This is a genomic window from Aeromonas sp. 62-46, from assembly GCF_001898585.1.
GTDB lineage: Bacteria > Pseudomonadota > Gammaproteobacteria > Enterobacterales > Aeromonadaceae > Aeromonas > Aeromonas caviae.
In genome coordinates this window covers 1-26,372 of the sequence record NZ_MKUI01000011.1, presented here as the reverse complement: position 1 = coordinate 26,372, position 26,372 = coordinate 1, and the positions used below count along the sequence as shown (strand labels likewise).

25 protein-coding genes are annotated in these 26,372 nt (G+C 64.8%); 6 read left to right on the top strand and 19 right to left on the bottom strand.

Features of this window, described 5'->3' with window-relative positions:
- Nucleotides 1-202: 202 nt before the first annotated feature.
- From BGO64_RS03795 to BGO64_RS03785, 3 genes are all read left to right on the top strand, one after another.
- Nucleotides 203-532: a DHCW motif cupin fold protein gene (locus BGO64_RS03795; protein WP_041995799.1), complete on the top strand. Its 330-nt coding sequence runs from the start codon at nucleotides 203-205 to the stop codon at nucleotides 530-532.
- A 43-nt stretch (nucleotides 533-575) separates the two neighbouring features.
- On the top strand, nucleotides 576-833 hold the full coding sequence (locus BGO64_RS03790) for a DUF1272 domain-containing protein (protein ID WP_010673281.1): 258 nt from the start codon (nucleotides 576-578) through the stop codon (nucleotides 831-833).
- A 111-nt stretch (nucleotides 834-944) separates the two neighbouring features.
- Nucleotides 945-1,610 (top strand): class I SAM-dependent methyltransferase, encoded by a 666-nt coding sequence (locus tag BGO64_RS03785; protein WP_128297359.1) that lies wholly within the window; start codon nucleotides 945-947, stop codon nucleotides 1,608-1,610.
- 22 nt (nucleotides 1,611-1,632) lie between these two features.
- Here BGO64_RS03785 and BGO64_RS03780 read toward each other — a convergent pair whose 3' ends face one another.
- The 6 genes from BGO64_RS03780 to BGO64_RS03755 form a co-directional block, all read right to left on the bottom strand.
- Nucleotides 1,633-2,109, bottom strand: coding sequence for a methylated-DNA--[protein]-cysteine S-methyltransferase (locus BGO64_RS03780; protein WP_286700206.1), 477 nt, complete (start codon nucleotides 2,107-2,109; stop codon nucleotides 1,633-1,635).
- Complete coding sequence (locus BGO64_RS03775) at nucleotides 2,106-3,614, bottom strand: AlkA N-terminal domain-containing protein (protein ID WP_286700205.1); 1,509 nt, start codon at nucleotides 3,612-3,614, stop codon at nucleotides 2,106-2,108. Before BGO64_RS03775 ends, BGO64_RS03780 begins: the two co-directional genes overlap by 4 nt.
- 139 nt (nucleotides 3,615-3,753) lie before the next feature.
- Nucleotides 3,754-5,232, bottom strand: coding sequence for a carboxypeptidase M32 (locus BGO64_RS03770; protein WP_286700204.1), 1,479 nt, complete (start codon nucleotides 5,230-5,232; stop codon nucleotides 3,754-3,756).
- Nucleotides 5,233-5,338: 106 nt separating this feature from the next.
- Nucleotides 5,339-5,920 (bottom strand): DNA endonuclease SmrA, encoded by a 582-nt coding sequence (gene smrA / locus BGO64_RS03765; protein ID WP_010673286.1) that lies wholly within the window; start codon nucleotides 5,918-5,920, stop codon nucleotides 5,339-5,341.
- Nucleotides 5,921-6,035: 115 nt separating this feature from the next.
- Nucleotides 6,036-6,185, bottom strand: coding sequence for a DUF3149 domain-containing protein (locus BGO64_RS03760; protein ID WP_010673287.1), 150 nt, complete (start codon nucleotides 6,183-6,185; stop codon nucleotides 6,036-6,038).
- Nucleotides 6,186-6,340: 155 nt separating this feature from the next.
- Entirely contained in the window at nucleotides 6,341-7,228 is an 888-nt protein-coding gene (locus BGO64_RS03755) for a TraB/GumN family protein (RefSeq protein ID WP_286700203.1), read from the bottom strand.
- A gap of 70 nt (nucleotides 7,229-7,298) precedes the next feature.
- On the opposite strand from BGO64_RS03755, the gene BGO64_RS03750 reads away from it, so the two are divergent.
- Nucleotides 7,299-7,631: a DUF1904 family protein gene (locus BGO64_RS03750; RefSeq protein ID WP_041214640.1), complete on the top strand. Its 333-nt coding sequence runs from the start codon at nucleotides 7,299-7,301 to the stop codon at nucleotides 7,629-7,631.
- Nucleotides 7,632-7,691: 60 nt separating this feature from the next.
- Here BGO64_RS03750 and BGO64_RS03745 read toward each other — a convergent pair whose 3' ends face one another.
- The 10 genes from BGO64_RS03745 to ltnD all read right to left on the bottom strand — a co-directional run bounded on the left by BGO64_RS03745 (nucleotide 7,692) and on the right by ltnD (nucleotide 19,737).
- Entirely contained in the window at nucleotides 7,692-8,522 is an 831-nt protein-coding gene (locus tag BGO64_RS03745) for an SDR family oxidoreductase (RefSeq protein ID WP_286700202.1), read from the bottom strand.
- A gap of 114 nt (nucleotides 8,523-8,636) precedes the next feature.
- A complete protein-coding gene (locus tag BGO64_RS03740) occupies nucleotides 8,637-10,037 on the bottom strand; it encodes an OprD family outer membrane porin (RefSeq protein ID WP_010673291.1) in 1,401 nt (466 codons plus the stop codon).
- A 680-nt stretch (nucleotides 10,038-10,717) separates the two neighbouring features.
- Nucleotides 10,718-12,655, bottom strand: coding sequence for a methyl-accepting chemotaxis protein (locus BGO64_RS03735; RefSeq protein ID WP_286700201.1), 1,938 nt, complete (start codon nucleotides 12,653-12,655; stop codon nucleotides 10,718-10,720).
- A gap of 59 nt (nucleotides 12,656-12,714) precedes the next feature.
- Complete coding sequence (locus BGO64_RS03730) at nucleotides 12,715-13,605, bottom strand: DMT family transporter (RefSeq protein WP_124813095.1); 891 nt, start codon at nucleotides 13,603-13,605, stop codon at nucleotides 12,715-12,717.
- 90 nt (nucleotides 13,606-13,695) lie between these two features.
- A complete protein-coding gene (locus BGO64_RS03725) occupies nucleotides 13,696-15,201 on the bottom strand; it encodes a GntP family permease (RefSeq protein ID WP_010673294.1) in 1,506 nt (501 codons plus the stop codon).
- Complete coding sequence (denD, locus tag BGO64_RS03720; RefSeq protein ID WP_286700200.1) at nucleotides 15,198-16,172, bottom strand: D-erythronate dehydrogenase; 975 nt, start codon at nucleotides 16,170-16,172, stop codon at nucleotides 15,198-15,200. The genes BGO64_RS03725 and denD overlap by 4 nt, the downstream gene beginning before the upstream one ends.
- A gap of 11 nt (nucleotides 16,173-16,183) precedes the next feature.
- On the bottom strand, nucleotides 16,184-16,957 hold the full coding sequence (gene otnI, locus BGO64_RS03715; protein ID WP_103260712.1) for a 2-oxo-tetronate isomerase: 774 nt from the start codon (nucleotides 16,955-16,957) through the stop codon (nucleotides 16,184-16,186).
- Nucleotides 16,954-17,586 carry a 3-oxo-tetronate 4-phosphate decarboxylase gene (otnC, locus tag BGO64_RS03710; RefSeq protein ID WP_286700199.1) on the bottom strand — a complete coding sequence of 211 codons (633 nt, stop codon included), beginning with the start codon at nucleotides 17,584-17,586 and terminating at the stop codon, nucleotides 16,954-16,956. Before otnC ends, otnI begins: the two co-directional genes overlap by 4 nt.
- Entirely contained in the window at nucleotides 17,579-18,832 is a 1,254-nt protein-coding gene (gene otnK, locus BGO64_RS03705) for a 3-oxo-tetronate kinase (protein WP_286700198.1), read from the bottom strand. Before otnK ends, otnC begins: the two co-directional genes overlap by 8 nt.
- A complete protein-coding gene (ltnD, locus tag BGO64_RS03700; RefSeq protein ID WP_151028305.1) occupies nucleotides 18,829-19,737 on the bottom strand; it encodes an L-threonate dehydrogenase in 909 nt (302 codons plus the stop codon). Before ltnD ends, otnK begins: the two co-directional genes overlap by 4 nt.
- Before the next feature lie 256 nt (nucleotides 19,738-19,993).
- On the opposite strand from ltnD, the gene BGO64_RS03695 reads away from it, so the two are divergent.
- Complete coding sequence (locus tag BGO64_RS03695) at nucleotides 19,994-20,788, top strand: DeoR/GlpR family DNA-binding transcription regulator (protein ID WP_286700197.1); 795 nt, start codon at nucleotides 19,994-19,996, stop codon at nucleotides 20,786-20,788.
- A 45-nt stretch (nucleotides 20,789-20,833) separates the two neighbouring features.
- Here the strand turns inward: BGO64_RS03695 and BGO64_RS20845 are convergent, their stop codons facing one another.
- The 3 genes from BGO64_RS20845 to ppk2 all read right to left on the bottom strand — a co-directional run bounded on the left by BGO64_RS20845 (nucleotide 20,834) and on the right by ppk2 (nucleotide 23,049).
- The gene (locus BGO64_RS20845; protein ID WP_010673301.1) at nucleotides 20,834-20,989 is read right to left on the bottom strand and encodes an entericidin A/B family lipoprotein; all 156 of its coding nucleotides are present in this window, start codon (nucleotides 20,987-20,989) and stop codon (nucleotides 20,834-20,836) included.
- Between the two features lie 16 nt (nucleotides 20,990-21,005).
- A complete protein-coding gene (locus BGO64_RS03685) occupies nucleotides 21,006-22,064 on the bottom strand; it encodes a PQQ-dependent sugar dehydrogenase (protein ID WP_069784507.1) in 1,059 nt (352 codons plus the stop codon).
- 160 nt (nucleotides 22,065-22,224) lie between these two features.
- Nucleotides 22,225-23,049, bottom strand: a complete 825-nt coding sequence (gene ppk2, locus BGO64_RS03680; protein ID WP_286700196.1) for a polyphosphate kinase 2 — start codon at nucleotides 23,047-23,049, stop codon at nucleotides 22,225-22,227.
- A gap of 356 nt (nucleotides 23,050-23,405) precedes the next feature.
- Between ppk2 and BGO64_RS03675 the strand changes: the two genes are divergently transcribed.
- Nucleotides 23,406-26,372, top strand: a 2,967-nt coding sequence (locus BGO64_RS03675) for a beta strand repeat-containing protein (RefSeq protein ID WP_286700195.1), incomplete at its 3' end; no start/stop codon positions are given.

The following is a 26,372-nucleotide window of genomic DNA, read 5'->3' as shown; positions in this document are numbered from 1 at the left end:
CAAGATGGGCAAGGAGAGTTTCCGCCTGCGCTTTGACTGCCATCGCTGCGAGATGCAGGTGATGGGCAGCCTGAAGAGGGGATGATTGCCCGTGTGGGCATGGGGCTGGAGCGGATTTGATGGCAGTATGGGACGCGGCCTAGTCACGGATATCCCGTGGTGAGGCGCCTTCCCCCAGCCTTCTTCTGACAAAGGATCCGTCATGAACATCAATGCACTGCCGTTTTGCACCACGAACTGGGCCGAGGTCCCGCCGACCGAACACAAGGGAGAGCGCGGCGTCGCCCGCTGGCACACCCGGCAGTTCGGGGATCTGCGGGTGCGAATGGTGGAGTACTCCCCCGGGTATCTGGCGGATCACTGGTGCAGCAAGGGCCATGTGCTGCTCTGCCTCGAAGGGGAGCTGCACACCGAGTTGCAGGATGGCCGCGTCTTCACCCTGACGCCGGGCATGAGCTACCAGGTGGCGGACAACGCCGAACCCCATCGCTCCTATACCGAACTGGGCGCTCGCCTCTTTATCGTCGACTGAGCCGCCCTCTTTCCCGCTTCCCCTTGTACATCAGGAACTTGCCATGCTTGAACTCAGACCCAACTGCGAGTGCTGTGACCGGGATCTGCCCGCCGACACGGCGACGGCCTACATCTGCTCCTTCGAGTGCACCTTCTGCGCCGAGTGCAACGATCAGTATCTGCACCTGACCTGCCCCAACTGTGGCGGCGAGCTGGTCAGGCGCCCGCGCCGCCCGGCGGCCAAGCTGGTGAACAACCCCGCCTCCCTCCAGCGCGTCTTCAATCCGGCCCTGAAAGCGGCGCTGGGCAAGGGGGGCTAGGGCCCTCCCTTCATGGGAAGGGCTGGGCTGGCAACTGGCTCGTCCCTGTGGCTCTTGACCTTCTCCCGGCGGCAGCCCCTATCAAGGGGGCTCACACCAAAGGAGCAAAAGATGACGGAGCGATTCGAAGGAGAAGGGGCGAAGGCCTATGACAGCCGCATCCCCCTGCTGGTGCCAGGCTACGAGCTGCTGCACCAGCTTTGTGCCTCCCGGCTGATGGCCGCGTTGGGCCAGCAGGCTAGGGTGCTGCTGGTAGGGGTGGGCACGGGCAGCGAGTTGCTGCTGCTTGGCCGTCTCTGCCCCCGCTGGACCTTTGTGGCCCAGGATATCTCGGCGGACATGCTGGCCCATGCCAGGATGCGGGCCGAGCAGGCGGGCATGGGGGAGAGGGTGTGCTGGCACCTGGGCGCATTGCCTGTGGTGGATAAGCCTTGCGATGGTGCACTCTGTCTGCTGGTTCTGCATTTTCTGGCGCAAGATGCCAAAGCCGCGCTATTGGGTGATATTTATCGCCAGCTCAATCCTGGTGCTCCCCTGCTGCTGGCGGATCTGATGGCGCCCACGGACCCGCTTGAGCGCAAGGCGATGGGGTTGCAAGCCGCCCTCGCCGGTTTGCCGCTTCCTGCCTGCGAGCAGATGGTGCGCCGCCTCGGGGAGGATTTCACCTCCCTGGACGAGGGACAGACCCGCCGCCTCTTGCAAGGGGCCGGTTTCGCGGCGGCGCACCGCTTCTTTCAGGCGCTGGGGTTTCACGGCTGGCTGGCGCAACGGCAGTGAGCCCTGGCCGGGCTGCGCCGGATCAACGAGAGGCCCTCTCCAGCGTCAGCAGTGCCTGCTTGATGGGCAGGCCTCCCGCATAGCCGGTGAGGCTGCCATTCTGGCCGATCACCCTGTGGCAGGGGATGATGATGGAGAGCGGATTGCGACCGTTCGCGGCACCCACCGCCCGCACCGCGTTTGGCTTGCCGATGGCGCGGGCGATGTCGCCGTAGCTGCGTGTCTCCCCGTAGGGGATGTCGCACAGCGCCAGCCACACCGCTTGCTGAAACGCCGTGCCCCGCGCCGCGAGCGGCAGGGTGAAGCGCTGCAACCGGCCCGCGAAGTAGTCCCGAAACTCGGCGAGGAAGGGGGCGAGCGCCTCGCCGTCCTGCTGCCAGTCCTGCATGTCGGGCAGCGGCCGCAGGCCGGCCAGGAAATCCACATGGACCAGGCCGCGCTCGTCGATGGCGACCAGCAGTTCGCCCTGGTCGGTGGGCATCATGTCATAGCGGATCATGGGCTCTTCTCCTCGTCTTGTGCCTGTGTTGGCCGGGTGAGCAGCGCCGGTTGTTCACTCATGGCGTGCCACAGCCAGCTCGCGGCATAGGCGCGCCACGGCTGCCAGGGGGCGCTGCGCGCTGTCACCTCTTTCACCGGCAGCTTGTCACCGCCCCCCAGCGCCTTTTGCAGCACGAGATCCGAGGCGGGGAAGGCATCCGTGTCCAGCCCGCAGCGCAGCCGCCAGTAAGCGACCGTCCAGGGACCTATGCCCGGCAGCGCGAGCAGTTGCTCGTCGCTTGCCGTGGCGAGGGTGAGTGCGCCGCTTGCGAGCGCCGAGGCCAGCCCTTGCAGGGTGCGGATGCGGCTGCCCGGCATGCCGATGCCGTCGAGATCCAGCTCGCACAGCTGGGTCGGGGTGGGCAGCTGCGCCGTGCCGAACTGCGCCAGGGTGCGCGCCACCAGGCGCCCCATGATGGTGATGGCACCCTTGACCGACACCTGCTGGCCGACGATGGCGCGCAGCATCACCTCGTATTCATCCCACCCCCCCGGCAGCCGCACCCCGGGCCATCGTCCCTGGATGCCGGCGAGCAGCGGATCCTGCCCCAGGTGTTCGCCGATGCGGTTCATGTCGGCGTCGAGATCCCACATGCGGCGCACGCGGTACAGGATGTCCGGCAGCGCACCCGGCGGCAGATCCCGCACCGTGAGTCTGAGCCTCTCCCCCTCGACGGGCTCGATGCGGATGATCCCCTCCTGCTCGCCGACCCGGTGACGGCGCTCGTAACCGTGCTCATCCACCCGCTCCAGCCCCGGAATGGCGCGCAACCGGTAGAACGCGAGCATGGCCTGGACGTCGAACGGCGGGCGATACAGCAGGTGCAGTTGCAGGCTAGATTGCGGCGTCTCCTGCGGCGCACCCCCTTCCTGCTTGCGCAGGGCGCCCGGCGTCATGCCATACGCCTGCAGCCAGGCGTCGTTGAAGCGACGAATGCTCGCAAAGCCTGCGGCAAACGCCACGTCCGTGATGGGCAGGCGCGTCTCCGTCAGCAGCCGTTTCGCAAGCAGCAGGCGGCGCGTCTGCTCCACCTGTTTCGGCGAGGCGCCGAGATGTTGCTCGAACTGGCGCCTCAGGGTGCGCTCCGTGATCCCGGCCTGCGTTGCAAGGGAGCCCAGGCTGTGCTCCGCCAGCTCGCCGCGCTCGATGCGCGCCAGCACCTGGGCGACGAGCGGTGGCAGATCGCCGCTCTGGGCCGGTGCGAGCTCGGGGCGACAGCGCAGGCAGGGGCGCAGCCCGTGCTGCTCTGCCGCCGCCGCGAAGCGAAAATAGCGCACATTGTGCTCGTGCGGTGCCCGCGCCGGACACACGGGGCGGCAATAGATGCCGGTGGAGAGCACCCCGGTGAAGAAGCGGCCATCGAAACGCGCGTCTCGCGCGAGGCGTGCGGCGTGGCACTGCTCCCGGGTGAGACCCGGGATGATCTCGTCCCGTTGGGATGAATGCGGGGGTTCTGTGGTCATGGCATGGCTCGGGTTGCTGTGGGCATGTCCCAGAGACTAAGCGGGGGCGAGAGGGGTGACTAGCCAAAAACGGACAGGGATAGCAAAAATAGTCGGGCAGGGGAAAAACGGGCGCGACGAGAGGCGCGCCCGGGAGCGGTTATTTCAGATAGCGCTGTTCGAGGTGTTTGCGCAGCCACTGGGGATTGAGCGCCTCACCGGTCGCGCGGCGAATGAGCTCGTCCGTGCCGTGCAGGCTGCCCTGGGACCAGATATGGCGACCGAGCCAGCCAAAGATCTCCGGCAGGCGGCCGGACTCTACGAGCGTGCCCATGTCGCCGAGCTCACGCTCGAGTGCAAAACGCAGCTGCGCCGCGTACATGGCGCCGAGCGTGTAGCTCGGGAAGTAGCCAAACGAGCCGTCCGTCCAGTGGATGTCCTGCATGCAGCCGTTCTGGTAATTGCCCTTCGTGGACAAGCCGAGCCACTGCTGCATCTTCGCGTCCCACAGCTCGGGGATGTCCGCGACCTCGATGCGCCCTTCCATCAGGTCCCGCTCCAGCTCGTAGCGCAGGATGACGTGGGCCGGGTAGGTGACTTCGTCCGCATCGACGCGGATAAAGCCGGGCTCGACCCTGTTGTACAGCTTCTCGAGGTTCGCGGGTGCGAGCGCGGCCTGCTCGCCGAAGTGTGCGCGGATGCGCGGTGCAATCAGCGTGAGGAACGCGGGGTGATGGCCGAGTTGCATCTCGCAGAACAGGCTCTGGCTCTCGTGAATGCCCATGGAGCGCGCCTCGGCCACCGGCTGGCCGAGCAGTGCGCGCGGCAGGCCCTGCTCGTAGCGTGCGTGGCCCGTCTCGTGGACGATGCCCATCAGGCTGGAGACGAACTCCTGCTCGTTATAGCGCGTGGTGATGCGCACGTCCGTCGGCACGCCGCCGCAGAACGGGTGGCTGCTCACGTCTAGCCTGCCGTGCGCAAAATCAAAGCCGAGCAGCCCCATCACCTCCTGGCCGAGCGCCTGCTGCGTCGCAACCGGGAACGGGCCTTGCGGGGTGAGGAGGGTGTCGCTCTTCTGCCGCTCGCTCACGGTCTGGATGAGGCCGGGCAGCCAGCTCGTCAGATCGCCGAAGATCTGATCCAGCCTCGCGCTCGTCATGCCGGGCTCGTACAGCGCCAGCATGGCGTCATAGGGGCGCACTCCGAGCGCGTCGGCGCGCAGGCGAGCCACCTCCCGCGACAGGCGCACCACCTCCTCGAGGTTCGGGGCAAAACCTGCCCAGTCGTTCTCCTTGCGCTGGCGACGCCAGGCGTGCTCGCATTTGCTGCCGGCGAGCGACAGCGCCTCCACCAGCGCCCCCGGCAGCAGGCTTGCATCCTGCCACTGGCGCTTGATCTCCCGCAGGTTCGCACGCTGGTCCTCGTCCAGCGGTTCACTCTCTGCCTTGGCAATCCACTCCCCAAGCTCGGGGGCGGTGCGCTTGCCGTGGATCAGCACGCCGAGCTCCGCCATCGCCTCGGCGCGGGCCTCGTTGCCCCCCTCCGGCATCATGGCGGCCTGATCCCAGCCGCAGATGGCGGAGAGGTGGGAGAGGCGGTGCAGTTGTTGCTGATGTTGTTCGAGTTTCTGGTATGACATGGGATTGTCCTTGTTATCGTCCCTGATGGTATGCACCCCGTACCTGGCATGATCGGGGCCGCCCGATGCTAGCACTGCCATCCACCCTGGTGCCACCCTCAGGCAGTCAGCCGAGGCGCTTCTGGTGCCGTTCGCGGTTTTCCGCCTTCTTGCGCTCGCTCTTGCGCAGCAATACGTAGAGCGCACCGCTGCCGCCGTGGCGGCGCTCGGCGCTGTGCATGGCCATCACCGAAGGCAACTGTGGCAGCCAGGCGCTGACATGGCTCTTGAGCAGGGCACGCGGGGTGCTGCGCTCCCCCTTGCCGTGCAGGATCAGCAGGCAGCGGATATCCCGCACTTCGCATTCGGCAATGAACTGCACCAGGGCGATACGGGCCTCGTTGAGCGTCTTGTGGTGCAGGTCGAGGGAGCCTTGCAGCTCGTACTTGCCAAGGCGCAGCTTCTTGTAGACCCCCTCCTGCACGCCGTCACGCTTGAAGCCGACGATGGCGTGGGGGTCCAGCATCTCGACTGCTTCCGTGCCGAGGTGATCCAGGGTGAGTTGTTCGGCGGTGGCGGCTTCCCGGCGCGCGAGTTGCGCCTCGGTGGGCTGGCTGTTGCCCGCAACGGGGGCGATATGGTCGCTGCGAAGGGGCCGCACGTCGGCCACTTCCTGCAGGAACAGTGAGAGTTCGTCGTTATGAGACACGGCAGGCTCCCCGCATGAAAATGAGGGAGCCAGTATAGCGGGCCTTGGTGGGCCTTAGAATGGCAACGCTCGCGGGCCCCGGCCCTGCCGGGGAGGGCGGTCTGAGCGAGCCTGGTTATTGCCCCTCTTTGGGCGGCTCTGCGTGCATCACCTTGTAGATGAAATAGACCGCATAGGCGCTGATGAGCAGGAAGGTGCCGAAAATCACCAGCATGGACATCAGCCCCACGCTGTTGCCGAACATCAGGTTCATCCAGAATTCCATCTCGTTCACTCCTGTCACTGGGCGGTGACAGGCATGATAGATACCTCTTCAGGAGGGAGGGGATGATCTCGATCAACTCCCTCTCTGGTTATTTAATCGGCAGCAAATTCTGTGAGCCGACGCGCATCCGGCGCGTCAGGTCGCCGGACTGGACGCTATTTTGCTTTCTCCAGGGTCGGTTCGGTGAGGGGCGTGATGCGCCAGCCCTGCTGCTCCAGCAGGGCGAGCAGCCCGTGCTCGCCGTAAAGATGCAGGGCCCCTACCACGATAAAGCTCTCGTTCGGCAGGCTGGGCCACTTCTTGACCCAGTTGCGGTTGCGCTCTGCCAGCAGGGTCTGTTCCAGCCAGGCTTGCAGCTTGGGCGGCGCCATCTCCTCCCTGAGCAGATTGATGAGGGTGGCCTCGTCCCCGTTCTGCCAGGCGGTCATCACGGCGTCGAACCCCTGCTGGATGTCGGGCAGCTCGTCCAGGGTACTCTCCAGCATCAAGGTCTGGTTGTCGCCGACGCTCGCGAGATAGCCGAGCTGCTCCAGCAGGGTCTCCAGCCCGACGATGGGCTTGCCGCCGTCGTTCGCCCGCTTGGCGAAGTGCTGGTCGACACCGTATTCACCGCGATAGCCGGTGCGCTCCAGGGCCGCCTGGGTCAGGGTAATGGCCGCAAACCAGGGACGCAGCGGGGCCAGCATGCTCTCGTTCAGACCATTCTGGCCCGCGGCGATGAGGGTGCGACGGTAGAGGTCGATGGGCAGGTGATCCTTGAGGGTCTTGCCGTCGACGAGCCGGGTGATGGCGCCCATCTCCTGCCACTGCTCCTGGCTGATGTGGGTCATGTCCACCTCCATCACCAGGGCGCTGCTCTGCTGCCAGGCGCGCTCCACCGGGTCCGGCAGGGGATAGAGAGAGGGTTTGCCCGCGTGGATGGACCCCAGCAGCCAGTGCTGTTCGTTGCCCTTGTTGATGCGGTAAAAGGCCGGATCGGCCATGGCATGGAGCGGCAGCAGCAGGCAGAGCAGGAAGGAGAGCAGCGTGGGATGGAATCTCATGAGGCACCTTATGTGAGCGGGATGAGTGCTCTATGATAAGTCCTCATTTGTCACAGCCAAGAGGTTTCCCATGCCCCACCTTCGTTTTCGGGCAGTTTCTGTCGACACCCTGCAGCGGATAAGCGCCCCCCTGATGGCGGACCTCTGCGCCCTGACCGGTGGCAAGCCGGAGTTCGTCACCCTGGAGTGCGTGCCGAGCCAGTGGGTACGAGATGGCCAGCCTGAAGCCGGTTTCCCCTTCGTGGAGCTGGTCTGGTTCGAGCGACCGCAGGAGATGCAGGATGCCGCCGCCGCCCTCATCACCCGCCACCTGAAAGGGGTGCTGGGGGAGCAGACCTATGTGGTGGTGCAGGTGCTGCCCATCGTCAAGAGTCACTACTACAGCAACGGCCAGCACTATTGAGCGGGCATCGTTGCTAAGACAGGTGCATGTCAAGAGGAGGGCCCGCCGAGGGCACCTTTATCAGGCGGATTTGATCAGCAGCTTGTCCAGCCAGCGGCTTGGCAGCAGGCGGCGCAGCACGGTAAACAATTTGGTCGGGAAGGTGACCGGGTAGCGGTGCTTGGGACGCTTGCTCGTGAGCGCATGCAGTAACGGCGGGATGCAGGCCTCGCTTGGCAGGGTGTAGCCCCGGGCACCCCCTTCGCGCTCCAGCCTGGCCAGCGTCTGGGCATAGGCGTCCTGATGGCGGCTGGTGGCGGGGTCTATGTGGCGCAGGAAGGCCTCCCGGGCATTGGCGCGAAACCGGGTGTCGATGGGGCCAGGTTCGATCAGGCTGATGTGCACGCCGCTGCCCGCGAGTTCCAGGCGCAGGGTATCGGTATAGCCTTCCAGCGCGAACTTGCTGGCGTTGTAGGCGCCACGATACTTCATGGCCACCAGGCCAAGCACCGAGCTGTTCTGCACGATGCGCCCCTCGCCTGCCGCCAGCATGGGAGGCAATATCTGGCGAATGAGGTGATGCCAGCCAAAGAGGTTGGTCTCGAACTGCTCGCGCAGCGCCTCGGTGGGCAGATCTTCCAGCGCACCGGGCTGGCCGTAGGCGCCGTTGTTGAAGAGGCCGTAGAGGCGCCCTTCTGCCAGGGCCAGCGCCTCTGCCGCCCCTCGCTCTATGCTGGCGCTGTCCGCCAGATCCAGTTGCACCGCCAACAGACCCTGCTGCTGCAGCAGGGCCACATCCTCGGCCTTGCGGGCGGAAGCGATGACGGTGAAGCCCCGGGCGCCGAGCTTTCTTGCGGCGGCGAGGCCGATGCCGCTGGAGCAGCCGGTGACGAGCACGAAGGGATGGGGCATGAGCATGGTCCTGATTGACGGCCGGCAGGTGGCCCGAAGCTGGCATGGTAGCGTGGTGCCACCAAAAACAAAACCGGGCCAGAGGCCCGGTTTTCGGTCACGTCAGATGCCTGATTACATGATGGTGAACGGCATGATGATGTGGAACTTGACGTCATGCTCGGAGCTGAACATGTTCGGGTAGTACCAGCTGCCCTTGTCGTCCTGTTCGTTGTTGTAGTCGGTGTAGTGCAGCTTGAACAGGGTGCCCTTCAGCTTGCCGTCCTGCACTGTGTACATGACGTCGAAGTTGGCTGCCCACTCTTTGCCGCCTTCCAGGGACTTGTCGCCGTTGTTGGCATCCCAGCCGTAGGCACCGGAGACACCCACGCCCCAGCCCGGTGCACCCACCAGATCATCCAGGGAACGAGTCACGCCGAAGAACAGGGCCTTCTCGTCGTTGTGGTTCCAGTCGGAGCGGGAATCCCACCAGATTTCGTTCGCGCCCTGGGAGTTGCCGTAGCCGCGGGTCAGACGGGGCAGGTAGTTGCCCAGATCCCCTTCAGCCTTGGTCCACAGGCCTTCCAGACGGAAGCCATAGGGGCCGGCTGCCCAGCTGGCGGTCAGGGCTTGTTGCCAGGCCAGGCCGTCATAGTCGCTGTTCTCGGTGTCGGAACCGTAGAACTGGTAGCTGGTGTTCAGGCCACCCAGTACGTCGAACTTGTGGGCCAGCTTGAAGTGGTAGCTGTCCATGTAGCCTTCGGACTGACCGAAGCCGGCGGTGACGGCAGTGCCGTTCTCGAAGGTGTAGCGAGCGGCCAGACCGTGGATGTAGTCGATCTTGTTCGCATCGGTGAAGGGATCGCTGGCATAGGGGCTGCTCTTGGAGAAGCCGGTGGTGTTCTTGAACCAGGGAGCCTTGTACTCGTCGGCGATGGCGTAGGTCAGGTAGAGGCCGCCGAAGGTGCCTTCGATCTGGCCACCACGGTAGGTACCGGGTTGATAGGACCAGTTGACGCCGAGGATGCCGGGTACATAGAGCTGGGTGTAACCACCCTTGGCGGTGACGGCGTCACCGAACTTGAATTTCAGGGCGGCGTTGGAGAGGCTGAAGCCGTTCTCGGGAACGCCGTCACCACCTGAACCCCACTTGTCGCCCCAGAAGGAGAACTCGTTCTCTTCGTTGACGCCATTGCTCTCGTCAACGGCCAGGTCGTAGGCACCGAAGCCGCCCACGTCGACGCCGACCACACCCCATGCATAGCCGGAGTTGAAGTTCAGGGCTGCCTGGGTGGTGGCATGGCTCAGGTTGGAGTGGTATTTGCCATCCTGACCCGGACCGGCCTGGACGCGATCACGCTCACGCTGGAAGTAGAACAGGCCACCGGTGAGCTTGCCTTCGTCGATGAAGGCGCTGTAGGACTTGCCGTATTCCGGGCTCATCATGTCTTGAGCGGCGAACGCCATGCCGGGTGCGACCAGTGCCGCGACCACGGCAGCACTCAACGCGGCGCGCTTGAAGATCACTTTTTCCATTTGTTATTGCTCCTGATTTTATGGACTTAGCTTTTTTATCCGGCAGCCGGGTAGGCACCCGCCGCTCGGTATTGGCATTGCAATCAACACCCCGAAGGGCAAAAAAATGGTTCTCTGTCGTGCCCTTGTGCCTGATGCCTTGGCGCATCGGTCGGGGCTATCTGCATCGTTACAGTCGTTATTTTTTGGCTGTCGATCCTTGGCGATCTGACATCACCAAGAGTACGTTCGCGGTGCGAAATATCAATGTAAAGTTCCCGGCAAGTTTCAAAAATATGACCGAGTGCAAATAATCATGATTCTTGGTGTGGGCACTCCCAGGCCACTCATGTCGGCGATGACAACGCTTTCATGGTGATTTCACCGTTCTCCTGCGCAGATCTTGCCGTCAAGGCAGAACTTTCTTTGTTAACCCGGTGGCAACATATAATTTTGTATCACAAAAAAAGATGGGCCCGGCCGGATGCCCACTGTCATGAGCGTGAGCCGTCGCCCGACAGACAGGGGGACCAGGGATGTGAAAGGGGTGAGGGAGCCTGTGACTGAATGGATGAGGCAACCCGTCATTGGCCGTGAGGACATGACGGGAGCATCAAGAGAAGGGTTGCGGCAAGGCCGTACCGCGGGGAGATTGACAGGGAACGCGCCCCGGGTCTGGTGCGAACCAGACCCGGGGGTTATCAGGCCTGGCTCAGGATCCGGGGGATCTGCTGGGCCTGGTGGTGTATGTGCTCCGAGACCTGTACCGAGAGGCGGCTGCCCTGGCGGGCGTGCTGGCTGATGCGACCGATGAGGGCGGCGAAGCTCGCCAGCCTGTGCTCCTGGCTCTTGGCATTGTCGGCGCCCTGCAGGGCGATGACGGCTGTGCTGCGCGCCATCTCCCGCACCGTCAGGGTGGTCTGGCGCAGCTGCTCCGCCTGCTGGCGCTGCTCGGCGGCCTCTGCGGTGATGCGGGCCAGCACGGTGGCGAGCTGATCCCCCGCCTGGGTGAGGCTGGCCAGGATCTCGGTGATCTGGCCGAGGGAGCGCTGGGTGTCGGCGGAGAGGTGGCGCACCTCGTCGGCTACCACCGCGAAGCCGCGTCCCTGCTCCCCGGCCCTGGCCGCCTCGATGGCGGCGTTGAGGGCCAGCAGGTTGGTCTGCTGGGAGATATGGCCGATGACGTCGACGATGGCGGTCACGTCCTCCACCGAGCGGGTCAGCTGGGCCAGGGCGCCGCTGCTCTCGTCGATGGCGAGCCCGGTCTGGGCGGTAGCCGTCAGCATGCCCCCGACCAGCCGCTCGCTCTGGCTCATGGAGTGTTCATTGTGCTGGGCGTGCTGGGCGATTTCGGCGGCGACCTGGTGCACCTCGCTGGCGAGCTGGTTGAGCTCCTGCATCATGGTGTCGCTCTCATCCACCGCCTGCTCCGTGGTGCGGGTGCTGTGATGGATCTCCTGCACCTGCTCCACCATCTCCTGCAGGCTGGAAGAGACGCTGGAGAGCTGCCCCGCCTTCTGCTGCTGATCCTGTTGCAGGCGCTGTATCAGGCGGTTGTAGCTCGCGACGATGTCCGCCAGCTCGTTGCGCTCGCGCCCCGGGGTCAGCAGCTGGGCCTGACCCGTGGCGTCGAGCTGCAGGAAGGCTGCCCGCAGTTGCAGCAGGGGCCTGACCAGCCAGCGACGCTGCACCAGGGCGAACAGCAGGGCTACCACGACCAGGCAGAGCGCCAGCACGCCGAGCACGGTGGCCAGCTCCCGGTTCATGGTCTGACGGGCGGCGGCGAGTTGCTCACCCAATTGCTCCCCCGCTTGCAGCAGCTGGGTGATGTCCTGCTGCACCATCTGACGAGCGGCCTGCTGCTGTTGCAGCGCCTTGCGGCTGTTTTCCAGCTCCTGGGGATAGCGCTTGAGCAGGGAGGTCAACTCGGCTTTGGGCTGATCCCCGAGCTCCTTGCGCATCGGCTCTCCCAGGGTGAATTCGTCGGCCGGTGCCTCCTCGAAAAGTGCCAGGCTCGGCAGGGCGGCCAGGGAGTCGGCCTGCTTTTGCAGGGCAGCCAGCTCGAATTGCAGCCCTTCGAGACGCTTGGCACTCGCCTGCTCCATGTAGTTCTGGCGCTGGTGGGCGAGGGAGGGGAGGGCGGTCAGGATGTCGGCCGCCCCCTGGCGATACTGCTCGGCAAGGGCCGGATCCCGCCCGGCGGCTGCTCCCTGCTGGCCGTAACGGAGCAAGGCTTTGGCCTGGGTGGTCAACTCGTTCTCGGCATTTTGCAGCAACCACTGGCTGTTGCCGGAGAGCTTGCCCGCCGCCAGATAGTCGCCGTCAATGCGGGTTTTCATCTGCTCAAGCCGGGCGTTTAGCGGCTGGGTCTGGGGATCCTCCAGGCGGGACAACAGCGCCAGCGCCTGCTGGCGCACCCCCTGTGCCTGGGCCAGCAACAGGGGATCCCCGCTGCCGAGATAGTCGCGAAGCGCCCCCTGCAACGGACCGCTCAGTTGCTGTTGCAGGCGCTCCTGCAGACGCTGGGCCTGGGCCGAGTGGTTGAATTGTTGCCAGCCATGATAGAGCGCGGTGACCTGGACACCGGCCACCAGCAGCAAGACGAGGGAAGAGAGGGAGGCAAAATGGGCAATTTTCACATCAGATTCCTGCTTGAATCACGCAATGGGCGCGAGCTTAATCAGGTCTGATGGCGTTTTTATGACAGTGGCCGTGCCAGCTCCCGTTGACTTGGGCTCTTCACCAGCAGGCCGAGCAGCGCGCCGCCCATGATGAGCCCCCCCGCCAGCAGATGGCGCAGGGTGAGCGCCTCGCCGTTGAGCCAGACCAGCAGCAGGGTGCTCAGCAAGGGAGTGAGGTAGGCGAGCGCGCCGATGCGGCGCGGATCCCCGTCCCGCAGCGCCAGATACCAGGTGACGAAGGCCGCCCCCATGGGGCCGAGGGCGAGCCCGGCGATGAGCAGCCAGTCCCCCTGGGGGATCCGGGCGAATGGCAAGGGGCCTTCCAGCATCCATGCCAGCAGCAGGGCCAGGAGCCCTGCGGGCAGGCAGGCGGCGGCCGTGACCACGGCAGGAGCGGGAGGCAGGCGGCGGGAGAGCACGGAATAGGCGCCCCAGACGATGGCGGCGCCGAGGGCCAGCAGGTAGCCGGGCAGATGGGCCTGTTGCAGTTGCAGGTGACCATCGACCATCACCAGCACCGATCCCGCGAGACCCAGGGCCCCGGCCAGCAGATGGTGCAGGCTCAGGGGATGGCCCGGCAGCAGCAAGGGGGTGAACAGGATGATGCACAGCGGCCACAGGTAGTTGATGAGGTTTGCCTCCAGCACGGGGGCGTGGCGAAAGCTTGTGAACAGCAGCAGGTGATAGAGCAGCAGGGCGGTGATGGTCACCAGCCAGGTGAGGGGGCTGGCGCGCCACTGGCGCCAGAATGGCAGGGTGCCCGCCCCGCAGAACAGCAGCACCAGCCCGACCAGCACCAGCGGCGAGACGCTGGTGATCCGGGAAGTGAGCGCGGCGAGGGAGGCCCACAACAAGATGGTGAGCAGGGCAAAACCGGTGGACTTGTCCCACCAGGAAGACGCAGGCATCCAACACTCCTTTGCAAGATGAATGAACGAAAAAGAGGGCCAGTCTAGCAGACTGGCCCTCGTCACACAGCGTTGCCGTGACGGTGCGGGTTATGACTCCCGGCTCGGGACGGCCCCTGCCGCCGGAGCCAGGGACTGCCCCTTGACGTACCAGACGATGAGGGCCAGCACCAGCAGCGGCAGCACGGGGTCGAACCAGGTGCCGCCGGAGCCGAACAGCAGGTTCAGCAGGGCGACGCCGGTACCGCCGATGGCCCAGGCGATGGTGGTCGGGATGGACCAGACGATCATCTGCTGCTTGACGTCGGAGATCCCCATCATGCGGTTGACCACCCAGAACAGGCTGTCGTTGAAGTAGCCGAAGAAGAGCGACCCCATGGTGGCGGCCTGGGCGGCCAGCAGCATGTTGACCCCGGGGATCTGCGCCAGGATGGGGGCGGAGATGGAGGCCGCCGTCACCATGGCCACGGTGCCGGATCCCTGGATGAGGCGCACCAGGGTCGCCACGATGAAGGGGATCAGGATGGGGGAGATGGGCAATTGGGCTATCTGCTCGGCCAGTTGCTGACCCGCACCGCTGTCGCGCAGCACGGCCCCCAGCGCCCCGCCGGCACCGGTCACCAGCAAGATGATGCCGGCGGATTGCAGCCCCTCTTCCAGGCGGGCGGCGGTTGCGTGCCTGTCCATGTGCGGGACCAGGGTATAGACCGCCAGCAGCACGCTGATGGCCAGCGCGATGATGGGGGTGCCGATGAAGTTGATGCCCTGCACCAGGGGGTTCGCCATCAGGCCGTCCATGCCCTCCAGGGTGGCCAGAGTGGTGAAGATGGCCTTGACGAAGATGAGCACGATGGGCACCAGGATCGGCAGCAGCGACAGGGTCAGGCTCGGCAGGGTCTTGCCCTCCTTCTCCTTGAGGTACTGCTCATAGGTGGCTTGCAGCTCGTCCGGGGTCTGGGCGGCCTGGGCACCGAACTCGGGGTACTTCTTGTCGAGCCACTGGGCGTAGAAGACGATGCCGAGCACGCAGGGGATGGCCAGGGCCATGCCGGTCAGCAGCATGGCGCCGATGTCCACGCCAAACAGGCCGGCAACCCCCAGCGGGCCCGGGGTCGGCGGCACGGTATGGTGGGTTACCACCAGGCCGCCCGCGAGTGCCACCCCCAGGGTGAGCAGGGAGCGCTTGCCGCTTTTCGCCAGCGCCTTGGCCACCGGATAGAGGATGACGAAGGCGGAATCCACGAAGATGGGGATGCTGACGATGTAGCCCGTGATGGCCAGGGCCCACTCCTCGCGGCGCTTGCCGAGCCACTTGATGAAGCTGTAGGCGATCTGTTCGGCGGCGCCGGAGACCTCAAGCAGGCGACCCATCATGACCCCGAGGCCGATGACGATGCCGATGCTGCCGAGGGTGGAGCCAAAGCCCTGGGTGATCACGGTGAGGGTCTTGTCGATGCTCATGCCGCCGGTGATCCCGGCGATGCAGGCCGCCGCCAGCATGGCGATCAGGGCGTGCACCCGGGTACGGATGACCAGGAACACCAGCACGAAGACCGCGATGATGAGACCGATGATGGGGGTTGGGATGTCGCTCATGATGCCTCCTGCATGTCATGGGTGATGAAACTGTCGATGATGTCGGCAAACGTCCTGTCTGCCGCGAAACCGAGGGCGCTGGCCCGCTGGTTGTCGATGCGTCCCGGCCAGCTCGCCACGATGCGCTCGATGGCCGGATCGGCGGCAAACTGCACCCGATCCCGGGCCACCTGGCCACCGACCCGTGCGAGGGCCTCCAGCATCTCGCCGACGGTCACGCTGATGCCGGGCAGGTTGATGCTGCGGGCGTCACCGGTGGCGGGAAGTCTGGCCGCCAGCAGGAAGTTCGCGACCACGGTGGCGGGGCTGGAGAGCCAGAGGCGCAGATCCGGGCTCACCGGGCAGATGGCGCTCTCCCCTTGCAGCGGCTCGCGGATGATGCTGCTGACAAAGGAGGAGGCGGCGCGGTTCGGCTTGCCCGGCCGCACGCAGATGGTGGGCAGGCGCAATACCAGACCGTCGACGAAGCCCTTGCGGCTGTAGTCGTTGACCAGCAGTTCCCCCATGGCCTTCTGGGCGCCGTAGGAGGAGGTGGGGGTCAAGGCGGTACCGTCATTCACCAGCTCCGGCAGCGGGCCGCCATAGACGGCGAGCGAACTGGTGAAGACGAAGCGGATGCCGGACCGGGCATGGCGGCACGCCTCCAGCAGGGTGCGGGTGGTGTCCAGGTTGACCTGCCAGCCCAGATCGAAGTCCTGCTCCGCGTGGCTGCTGACGATGGCGGCCAGGTGGTAGACCACGGCGGTCCGCTCGCTGATGAGGGACTCGGCGACACCGGGTTCGGTGAGGTCGGCCCGCAGACAGCGAACCCTGGGGTCCGGTAGGGGGGATTGCGGCTGCTGGATGTCCACCAGCAGCAGCTCGGTGAAGGGGTGGGGGCCTTGCAGCAGGGCCCGGGCCAGTTTCTGGCCCAGGAAGCCACCGCCGCCGGTGATGATGATCTGCATCTTGTTATCCTCAGACTCGTTCATGTTCAGGGTCGTTATTGTTGTGTCAACCAGCCCAGCCCTTCCCGGGTGCCGGCTCTGGGGTTGTACTCGCAGCCAATCCAGTCGTGGTAGCCCGCCTGCGCCAGCGCCTTGAACAGGTGGGGGTAGGCGATCTCCCCCTCGTCCGGCTCGTGGCGATCCGGTACCGAGGCGATCTGGACGTGGCCGATGGCCGGGCCCAGCTTGCCGATGAGACGGGTGAGATCCCCGTCCATGATCTGGGCGTGATAGAGGTCGAGCTGCACCCCCACGTTGGGTCTGTCTATCTCCTGCACCAGGGCCAGGGCATCGAGCTGGTGGGCCAGGAAGTAGCCGGGTACATCCCGATCGTTGAGTGGCTCGAGCAGTACCTTGATGCCGTCTTCGGCCAGGAAGTCGGCGGCGAAGCGGATGTTGTCGATCAGGGTCTGGCGGTGGGCCGAGAGGCTATGAGCAGGGTCCACGATGCCGCTCATGGCGTGTACCTTGGTGCAGCCGAGCGCCAGGGCATAGTCACGCACGCTTGGCAGGTGGCCGCGAAACTCCGCTTCCCGACCCGGGATGGCGGCCATGCCGCGCTCCCCTGCCGCCCAGTTGCCCGGCGGCATGTTGAACAGGGCCTGGGAGAGCCCCTGCTCGCGCAAGCGGCGGCCCAGATCTGCGGCCGGCCACTCGTAGGGGAAGAGGAACTCCACCGCCTCGAAGCCTGCGTCGCGGGCGGCGGCGAAGCGCTCCAGGAACGGCACCTCGGTAAACAGCATGGTGAGATTGGCGGCAAACTTGCTCATGGTTTCATCCTCCTCAATTCATCAATTTCGGGTTCGCTCAGGTAGCGGATGGAGTGGCCATGAAGCATCAGTGCCAGGCGCGCCGTCTCCTCCAGCTCTTCCATGTTGTTGACCGCATCCACCAGATCCTTGCCCGTCACCACGGGGCCGTGGTTGGCCAGCAGGAAGGCGTTGCCTTCGGGGGCGCGGCGCCCCAGCTCCTCGGCGATGCGGGCATCCCCCGGTTTGTAGTAGGGGATGAGCGGCAACTGGCCGACCCGCATCACGTAGTAGGGGGTGAAGGGGCGGATGACGTTGGCCGGGTCCAGCCCCTCCAGACAGGAGAGGGCGGTCAGGTGGGTGCAGTGCAGGTGCACCACGGCCCGGCAGTCCGGATTGTTGTGGTAGATGGCGAGGTGGAAGGCCACCTCCTTGGAGGGGCGATCTCCCCCCAGGTGTTCCCCCTGCAGGTTGACGTGAGAGAGCCTGTCGGCGCTGAGCCGTCCCAGACAGGAGCCGGTCGGGGTGGCGATCAGGGTACCGTCCTGCAGCAGGGCGGAGAGGTTGCCGGCGCCCCCGGTGGCATAACCGCGCTGGAAGAGGGAGGCCCCCAGCATCACCATGGTGTCGCGCAGTGCCTGTTCAGTCATGGAAGTACTCCTGAGCCTTGTCGAAGAAGTCGTCGCTCCCGAAATTGCCGGACTTGAGGGCCAGCGACAGGGGGGCGTCGATGGCCCGCACCCAGGGCACACCGGGGGCGATCTGCGGGCCTATGTGGAACGCCTTGACGCCGAGAGCCTGGGTGACCCGGCTCGAGGTCTCGCCACCGGCGATGATGAAGCGGTCCACGCCGGCGCCTTGCAGCAGTTGGGCGAGGCGGGCAAAGCAGTGTTCCACCGCGTCGCTGGCCGCCTGCTGGCCGTGGGTTTCCTGAATGCGGGCCAGCTCCGCCGGGCTGGTGGTGGCGTAGACCAGCGGCGCCGGGGTGAGGGGCTGGTCCAGTACCCAGCGCGCCAGCTCGGCCGGGTAGTCGGCCTCTTCGAGGCAGCGCACCACATCCAGCGCCAGGGCAGGGGCGTGCTGGCGATAGCGGGCCACCTGACGGTTGGTCATCTCTGAGCAGGAGCCCGACAGCACCGCGGCGCGGGTGCCTCTGGGCCAGCCCGCTTCGCGGGCACCCTGCAGATCGCCGCTGCCAAGCTGACGGGCCAGGCCGATGGCGAGGCCGGATCCGCCGGTCACCAGGGGCATGTCGAGGGCGGCGGTGGCGATGTCCAGCAGGTGCTGCTCGGTCAGGGTGTCGACCACGGCGTAGCGCACACCAGATTGCGTTAGCTGCTCAAAGGCGTCGGCAATGGCGCCGGGACCCTGTGCGATGGTATTGAACGGCACCAGACCGGCACGGCCCTGGGCTTGTCCCTCCATCAGCCGCAGCAGGTTGCTGTCGGTCATGGGGGTGATGGGGTGATGGCGCATGCCGGACTCGGCGAGCGGCTGGGTGCCGACGAAGAGGTTGCCCTGATAGACGGTGCGACCGTTCACCGGCAGGGCCGGGCAGATCAGGGTGAACGTGCTCTCCAGCGCCGCCAGCAGGGCGTCGGTGACGGGACCGATGTTGCCCGCCGCCGTGCTGTCGAAGGTGGAGCAGTATTTCTGGTAGATGCGCGGGCAGCCGCGGGCCTTGAGCCAGTCTAGGGCCGCCAGGGAGTCGCGCACCGCTTCGTCCGCGGGGCAGGAGCGGCTCTTGAGGCTGATCACCACGGCATCGACCGGGGGCAGATCCCCGTCATGCTCCGGCACGCCGGCGAGTTGCAGGGTGGAGAGGCCGTTCTCCACCAGGAAACCGGCGATGTCGGTAGCGCCGGTGAAGTCGTCTGCGATGACACCGAGTTTCATGCTTGCTCCTCCTGACCCGGCAGGGTGATGCCTGAGAAGATCTTGATGACGGCGCTGTCATCTTCCTGGCCGTGCCCTGCGTTGCTGGCGCCGAGGAACATGTTCAGCGCCGTGCTCGCGAGCGGCAGCGGGAAGCGCAGCGCCTTGGCGGTGTCGGCCACCAGGGTGAGATCCTTGACGAAGATGTCCACTGCGGAGCGGGCCTGGTAGTCACCGGCCAGCACCCGGGGCATGCGGTTTTCAAACATCCAGGAGTTGCCGGCGGCATGGGTCACCACGTCATACATGAGATCCAGGGACACGCCGGCCCGGCTGGCCAGGGCCATGGCCTCGGCGGCCACCGCGATGTGCACCCCGGCCAGCAGCTGGTGGATGATCTTCACCGTGCTGCCCTGGCCCGGCTCGCTGCCGACCCGGTAGACCTTGCCGGCCACCGCATCCAGCACCGGGGCCAGCTTGTCGAAGGCGGCGTCGGAGCCTGCGGCCATCACCGTCATTTCGCCGGCATCGGCCTTGATGGCACCACCGGAAACCGGCGCATCCAGCATCGGCAGTCCCATCTGCGCCAGCTCGGCGGCCAGGGCGCTCGCCTCTTCGGCCGCTATGGTGGAAGAGACCATGATGGCGGTGCCCGGTTTGAGGTGGCGAGCCAGCCCCGCTTCGCCGAGCAGGATGCGGCGCACCTGGGTGGCGTTGACCACCAGCAACAGCACGGCATCGAGCGTCTCGGCCAGGGGTCTGGCATCGGCCATGACGGCGGCGGCACCGGCCTGCTGCAACTGGCCGCGAGCCTGCTCGCTGAGGTCGATGCCATAGGTGGTGAGTCCGGCCCGCAGGCAGGAACGGGCGGCGCCCATGCCCATGGCGCCCAGGCCGATGACCGCAACATGATAGGGAGTGCTCATCTCGTGATTCCTCGATTACGACTGATGAGCTGATAGTAGAGGCTTGCGGCGATGAAATATCAGGCAGTTGTCACAAAAAATAACTTAACTGGTGTTAATTTTTGTTATTTGTGCGGGTTAAGATTCTTCTGAGTCAAATTTTGGCGTTTTTATTGTGAATAAATGTGATTTGTGAGCCCGTTTCAGGTTATTTATCATTTTTTCCCAGGTCGCTGGGGTAGAATGGCACCTTCCTTTTCCCGAGGCGCGAGGCAAGATGATTCCCGTAGAGCGACAGCAACGTATCCTGCAACTGCTGGCAGAGCGCGGCGTGGTCAGCATAGTGGAGCTGACCGACTGGCTGCAGGTCTCCCACATGACCATCAGGCGCGACATCCAGAAGCTGGAGGAGCAGGGGAGGGTACTCTCTGTCTCCGGCGGGGTCAGCCTCTCCCAGCGGATCAAGAGCGAGCCCTCACACGCCGCCAAGCGCAGCCTGATGCAGGGGGCCAAGCTGGCCATTGCGCGGCTCGCCGCCGCCCATGTGAGCGAGGGGAGCACCGTCTATCTGGATGCCGGTACCACCTCCCTGGAGCTGGCCCGGGAGCTGGCGCTTCGGGAAGACTTGATGATAGTGACCAACGACTTCATGGTCTGCGCCTACCTCATCGAGCACGGCCGCTGCCGCCTCTATCACACCGGGGGGCAGGTCATTCGCGAGAACCAGTCCTGTGCCGGGGAGGCCACCGCCCACTTCCTGCGCAACCTCCATCTGGACATCGCCTTCCTGTCAGCCTCCTCCTGGGACAGTCAGGGGATCTCCACCCCGAGCGAACAGAAGGTGCCGGTGAAGCGGGCCGTGGTGGAGTCGGCGGCGACGCGCATCCTCATCTGCGATTCGTCCAAATATGGCAAGGTGGGGACCTTCAACGTGGTGAGCTGGGATGCGATCGATCAGGTGATCACTGACGAGCAACTGCCCCAGAGCGCCCGCGAGGCATTGGCACAGCACGGGGTCAGGGTGACCATGGCGCCGCTGGCCAGTCTGGTGGCCAGCGCCGAACAGGGGTAAGGAAAGGGGCGACAGGCGGCGAACCACAGCGCCACCCGGCCGGGATCAGCGACCCTCTGCGGCCGGTGCATCCGTCAGCTTGGCGGAGCCCTGGATCACCTCCCCCGCCTTCTCGATGTCCCGTCCCATCCCGTGGATGGTGTTGCAGCCCAGCAACCAGAGGCTGGTGCAGAGCACCAGCAGCATGCGATTCGTCTTCATCCTTGCTCCTTTCATGCTATGGGGTCAGTTTGAGCAGGCGCCCCTGGCCTGAATCCGTCAACAGGTAGAGGGCGCCGTCGGGGCCCTCCTTGACGGTACGGATCCGCTCCCCCAGATCGGTCAGCAGCCGCTCTGCCGACACTATCTTGTCTCCGTCGAGGTGCAGGCGCAACAAGGCCTGACCACGCAGGGCGCCGACGAACAGATCCCCCTGCCACTCCCTGAACAGGTCCCCCTGATAAAAGGTCATGCCCGAGGGGGCGATGGAGGGCACCCAGATCCAGCGTGGCGCCGTCATGCCCGGCGCGCTCTGGCCCACGCCAATCTTGCCGCCCCCGTACTCCTCGCCAAAGGTCACTCTGGGCCAGCCGTAGTTGTGGCCTGGCAGGATGAGGTTGACCTCGTCCCCGCCCTGGGGACCGTGCTCGTGAGCCCAGAACTGCTGGCTGCCCGGGCGCAGGGCCGCCCCCTGCATGTTGCGATGGCCCAGGCTCCAGATCTCCGGCAGGGCCCCCGGCGTCTTGACGAAGGGGTTGTCGGCGGGGACCCGGCCATCCTTGTGCAGACGCACCGTCTTGCCGAGGTGGTTGTCCAGCGTCTGGGCCCGCTCCCGCTCGCTGTAGCGATCCCCCAGGGTGATGAAGAGGTGGTCCTCCGTCAGCACCAGGCGGGAGCCAAAATGGGCGCCGCCGGCCACCTTGGGCTCTTGGCGAAACAGCAGTTGCCAGTCGACGAGGGCGTCTTTTTGCAGTCGGGCCCGGGCCACGGTGGTGCCGGCGCCTCCGTCCCCCGGCTCGCTGTAGCTGAGATAGAGCCAGCCATCGCCGTCCAGGGCGAGATCGAGCAGACCCCCCTGACCCGTGGCGGCGAGGGGCGGCAGGCCGGAGACCACATGGCGGTTGCCACCCGCGTCGATGCGCAGCAGGCGCCCAGGGCGCTCGCTGACGAGGTAGCTGCCATCCGGCAGGAAGGCGAGCCCCCAGGGGTGGCGCAGCTCCCCCGCCACCGGGGTCAGGGTCAGCGCCCACACCGGGAGCACCAGGCAGACAAGCAGCAGGGCAAACAGTCGCAACATGGGGGCCTCCTTGCTCGGCCAGACCTGAATGTCGCTGAAGTATAGGGGAGGCAAACGGGAAAACGTGAACAACAACAAGCTATTGGGTGATACCGGCGGCGCCTGCTGTCCCTTGGGGCAGGAAGGGAAAGGGGGTGAGCCAGGGCTCACCCCCCTCTGGCTAGAAGAGGGCTGGCACGATGCGAAGCGGGTGATCCGTTGGTTTGACTTTGCCTATCTTGCGCTTGGGCAGCTTCACCGGCTCCGCCGGCAGCGCCTCGTAGGAGATGTGCGCCAGCAGGTGGGAGATGATGTTGAGGCGCACCCGTTTCTTGTCCTCGGAGTGGGCCACGAACCAGGGGGCCCAGGCGGTGTCGGTGGCGATGAACATGGCATCCCGCGCCCGGGTGTACTCATCCCAGCGATCGAAGGACTTGATGTCCATGGGGGAGAGCTTCCAGATCTTGCGGCCATCGTCGATGCGATCACGCAGCCGCCGCTCCTGCTCTTGTGGGGTCACCTCCAGCCAGTACTTCAGCAGAATGATGCCAGAGTCCACCAGGGCTTTTTCCACCATGGGGGTGCCAGCCAGGAATTTGTCGCTCGCCTCCTCGCTGCAAAAGCCCATGATGCGCTCCACCCCGGCCCGGTTGTACCAGCTGCGATCGAAGATGACGATCTCCCCCGCCGCCGGCAGATGGGGGATGTAGCGCTGGAAGTAGAGCTGGCTCTTCTCCCGCTCCGTGGGGGCGGGCAGTGCGACGACCCGAAAGACCCGGGGGCTGACCCGCTCGGTGATCGCCTTGATGGTGCCCCCCTTGCCGGCCCCGTCGCGCCCCTCGAAGACGATGCAGACCTTGAGCCCCTTGTGCACCACCCACTGCTGCAGCCTGACCAGTTCCACGTGCAAGAGGCGCAGCGCCTTTTCGTATGCCTTGTTGCCAAGGGGCTTTTGCGCCTCGGCCACGACCGGTTCTTCCGTTCTGGATTTTCGTTTGCTGCCCATGATGTCCTTCTCTGTGTCTCGGCGAATGGAAGGCCGTCCTGCCGGACGGCGCCCTTCAAGGGTAGATGACGGTGTGCCGCCACCGGGAGTGGCAACTACAGGGGGATGTTAGACATCAGGTCCAGGGGAGGGTGCTGCTCCAAAGGTATGGCAAGAGGGGGTGTTACCGCCATAAGACTCTATTTTTATGTGGTTTTTGGCATATACCCCAGGTTGGATTGAGCCGTAGCGGGCCGGTCAGTGTCAGCTATCTTCGACTGCAACTTGTCTGCTAGTATCGACTCCGTCGCCTTTTGTCGCAGGCCGTCATTCCTAATAAATATATCATTTAAATACAAGTGGATAGGGAGATCTACATGGCTTCAAAAACAGGCGTTAAACAGTCATTGCAACTTGTAGAGCGCCTTGCTGACGGCTCACTGCGGCAAATACCTCTTACCGATGCTGTCATCATTCCGGCTCAATCTGGCGCCAAGTACGCGTTAATCGACACCTCGACCGGCAAATCCCCAGATGGCTTGTTCGTCAAACGCAAGGGCGGCTCGCTGATCATCGAATCCAGTGACGATGGCGTTCTGGTGGAACTCACCGATTTTTATGATGAACCAGATACTGCGTTTATTCCCCAGGCGGAGCTGGATGGCTCGGCCTTGAACGGTGCCGCGGTGACGAGTGAGAGCCCGGTAATAGAGACGGCTGCCAATGGTGAGCAACTCATCTGGCAGGGGAGTTCTGATAGTGATTTCTTCACCCCCATCACGGTCGGGCTGGGGGCACTTGGTCTTGGCGGGATCGCGCTGGCTGCTGGCAGTAGTGGAGGCAGTGATAGTGATGGTGGTACCGATGCCGGTGTCGTCAACAGAGTTGCGGGGACCATAGTGGGCGGCCCGGTTGTCGCTGGCAATGATCTGCGGGTCGAGGTTTACCAGGCTGACGGTGTCACTTTGCTGGGAGAGGCGCAGGTCAATCCGGATGGCACCTTCTCAATCGCGGTTGGCAGCTATCTTGGCGTGGTCATCGCCCGGGTCGTTAACACCGGCTCCAGTGCCGACTATCTCGATGAGGCGACCCAAGCAGGCAAAGACCTGAATGCAGAGCTGTTTGCGATGGAAGTGGTGTCGCAGCCTAATTCTACCGTTACCGTCAATCTCAACGTCCTGAGCACCCTGGCTTATCACAAGGTGCAAGATGCGGCTGCCGGTAGTTTGCCCGCCGAATCCATGGTCAACGACATCAACAATGCCGTGGCCGACCTGTTTGGTCTGCCGAGTTTGCATGGCACCACGGTAGTGCCGACCAATGGCGGCGCCTTTGATAGCGCCAACGGCCTGAGCGCAGGCGAAATATATGGAGCCGTACTGGCAGCACTATCGGGTGCCGATAGTCAGAACGGTGGCAATAGCCAGAAAACCATCGAGGATCTGCTTGCCGGGTTGCAGGTTAGCAACGGCAAGGCGACGTTGACAGAAAGTGCGCAGGGGATTGTCGTCCAGGGCGGGGAATATACGTCAGCGCAAACGGGGCAGAATTTGACGGATGCCGTTGCAGGGGTGGTTGATACCTTCGCACCCAAATTCAGCTCAAGCGCGACGGCTGCTGCCATTTTGGAAAATAGCGGTGCTTTGCAGAGCGTGTATACCGCTGTCGCAAGCGATGCGGGCGATGTCACTTACAGCCTCAAGGTGGTGGGTGATCACGCAGCCTTCAGCATCAACCCCGTGACGGGGGTTGTGACCCTGATTGGCAATCCTGATTATGAAGTCAAGGGGAGCTACAGCTTCACCGTGGTGGCCACCGATGCGGCGGGCAACGTCAGCGAGCAGGTGGTTACCTTGGGGGTCAATAACCTGGATGACACAGCCCCGACCATCACCTCGGGGACCACGGCCAGCGCCATCGATGAGAACAGCGGTGCCGGGCAGGTGGTTTACACCGTGACCAGCACTGACAGCGGCGACATCTCGACCGGTAGCACCAGCTACAGCCTGAAGGCGGGAGCGGACGCGGCGCTGTTCAGCATCAATGCCGCCACGGGCGCGGTGACCCTGATTGGCAATCCGGACTACGAGACCAAGGGAAGCTACAGCTTCACCGTGGTGGCCACCGATGCGGCGGGCAATGCCAGCGAGCAGGTAGTCACCTTGGGGGTCAACAACCTGGACGAAGTGGCGCCGACCATCACCTCGGGGGCGACGGCCAGTGCCATCAATGAAAACAGCGGTGCCGGGCAGGTGGTTTACACCGTCACCAGCACCGACAGCGGCGACATCGCGACTGGCAGTACCAGCTACAGCCTGAAGGCGGGAGCGGACGCGGCGCTGTTCAGCATCAATGCCGCCACAGGTGCCGTGACCCTGATTGGCAATCCGGACTCCGAGACCAAGGAAAGCTACAGCTTCACCGTGGTGGCCACCGATGCGGCGGGCAATGCCAGCGAGCAGGTGGTCACCTTGGGGGTCAACAACCTGGACGAAGTGGCCCCGGCCATCACGTCGGGAACCACGGCCAGCGCCATCGATGAAAACAGCGGCGCCGGGCAGGTGGTTTACACCGTGACCAGCACAGACAGCGGCGACATCTCGACCGGCACCACCAGTTACAGCCTGAAGGCGGGAGCGGACGCGGCGCTGTTCAGCATCAATGCCGCCACGGGCGCGGTGACCCTGATTGGCAATCCGGACTACGAGACCAAGGGAAGCTACAGCTTCACCGTGGTGGCCACCGATGCGGCGGGCAATGCCAGCGAGCAGGTAGTCACCTTGGGGGTCAACAACCTGGACGAAGTGGCGCCGACCATCACCTCGGGGGCGACGGCCAGTGCCATCAATGAAAACAGCGGTGCCGGGCAGGTGGTTTACACCGTCACCAGCACCGACAGCGGCGACATCGCGACTGGCAGTACCAGCTACAGCCTGAAGGCGGGAGCGGACGCGGCGCTGTTCAGCATCAATGCCGCCACAGGTGCCGTGACCCTGATTGGCAATCCGGACTCCGAGACCAAGGAAAGCTACAGCTTCACCGTGGTGGCCACCGATGCGGCGGGCAATGCCAGCGAGCAGGTGGTCACCTTGGGGGTCAACAACCTGGACGAAGTGGCCCCGGCCATCACGTCGGGAACCACGGCCAGCGCCATCGATGAAAACAGCGGCGCCGGGCAGGTGGTTTACACCGTGACCAGCACAGACAGCGGCGACATCTCGACCGGCACCACCAGTTACAGCCTGAAGGCGGGAGCGGACGCGGCACTGTTCAGCATCAATGCCACCACAGGTGCCGTGACCCTGACGGGCAACCCGGACTACGAGACCAAGGCCAGCTACAGC

Bases quoted from the DNA above. Each gene is read 5' to 3' on its own strand.
- BGO64_RS03795 (WP_041995799.1), top strand. From the start codon at position 203: ATGAACATCAATGCACTGCCGTTTTGCACCACGAACTGGGCCGAGGTC.
- BGO64_RS03790 (WP_010673281.1), top strand. From the start codon at position 576: ATGCTTGAACTCAGACCCAACTGCGAGTGCTGTGACCGGGATCTGCCC.
- BGO64_RS03785 (WP_128297359.1), top strand. From the start codon at position 945: ATGACGGAGCGATTCGAAGGAGAAGGGGCGAAGGCCTATGACAGCCGC.
- BGO64_RS03780 (WP_286700206.1), bottom strand. From the start codon at position 2,109: ATGATCCGCTATGACATGATGCCCACCGACCAGGGCGAACTGCTGGTC.
- BGO64_RS03775 (WP_286700205.1), bottom strand. From the start codon at position 3,614: ATGACCACAGAACCCCCGCATTCATCCCAACGGGACGAGATCATCCCG.
- BGO64_RS03770 (WP_286700204.1), bottom strand. From the start codon at position 5,232: ATGTCATACCAGAAACTCGAACAACATCAGCAACAACTGCACCGCCTC.
- BGO64_RS03760 (WP_010673287.1), bottom strand. From the start codon at position 6,185: ATGGAATTCTGGATGAACCTGATGTTCGGCAACAGCGTGGGGCTGATG.
- BGO64_RS03755 (WP_286700203.1), bottom strand. From the start codon at position 7,228: ATGAGATTCCATCCCACGCTGCTCTCCTTCCTGCTCTGCCTGCTGCTG.
- BGO64_RS03750 (WP_041214640.1), top strand. From the start codon at position 7,299: ATGCCCCACCTTCGTTTTCGGGCAGTTTCTGTCGACACCCTGCAGCGG.
- BGO64_RS03745 (WP_286700202.1), bottom strand. From the start codon at position 8,522: ATGCCCCATCCCTTCGTGCTCGTCACCGGCTGCTCCAGCGGCATCGGC.
- BGO64_RS03740 (WP_010673291.1), bottom strand. From the start codon at position 10,037: ATGGAAAAAGTGATCTTCAAGCGCGCCGCGTTGAGTGCTGCCGTGGTC.
- BGO64_RS03730 (WP_124813095.1), bottom strand. From the start codon at position 13,605: ATGCCTGCGTCTTCCTGGTGGGACAAGTCCACCGGTTTTGCCCTGCTC.
- BGO64_RS03725 (WP_010673294.1), bottom strand. From the start codon at position 15,201: ATGAGCGACATCCCAACCCCCATCATCGGTCTCATCATCGCGGTCTTC.
- denD (WP_286700200.1), bottom strand. From the start codon at position 16,172: ATGAACGAGTCTGAGGATAACAAGATGCAGATCATCATCACCGGCGGC.
- otnI (WP_103260712.1), bottom strand. From the start codon at position 16,957: ATGAGCAAGTTTGCCGCCAATCTCACCATGCTGTTTACCGAGGTGCCG.
- otnC (WP_286700199.1), bottom strand. From the start codon at position 17,586: ATGACTGAACAGGCACTGCGCGACACCATGGTGATGCTGGGGGCCTCC.
- otnK (WP_286700198.1), bottom strand. From the start codon at position 18,832: ATGAAACTCGGTGTCATCGCAGACGACTTCACCGGCGCTACCGACATC.
- ltnD (WP_151028305.1), bottom strand. From the start codon at position 19,737: ATGAGCACTCCCTATCATGTTGCGGTCATCGGCCTGGGCGCCATGGGC.
- BGO64_RS03695 (WP_286700197.1), top strand. From the start codon at position 19,994: ATGATTCCCGTAGAGCGACAGCAACGTATCCTGCAACTGCTGGCAGAG.
- BGO64_RS20845 (WP_010673301.1), bottom strand. From the start codon at position 20,989: ATGAAGACGAATCGCATGCTGCTGGTGCTCTGCACCAGCCTCTGGTTG.
- BGO64_RS03685 (WP_069784507.1), bottom strand. From the start codon at position 22,064: ATGTTGCGACTGTTTGCCCTGCTGCTTGTCTGCCTGGTGCTCCCGGTG.
- ppk2 (WP_286700196.1), bottom strand. From the start codon at position 23,049: ATGGGCAGCAAACGAAAATCCAGAACGGAAGAACCGGTCGTGGCCGAG.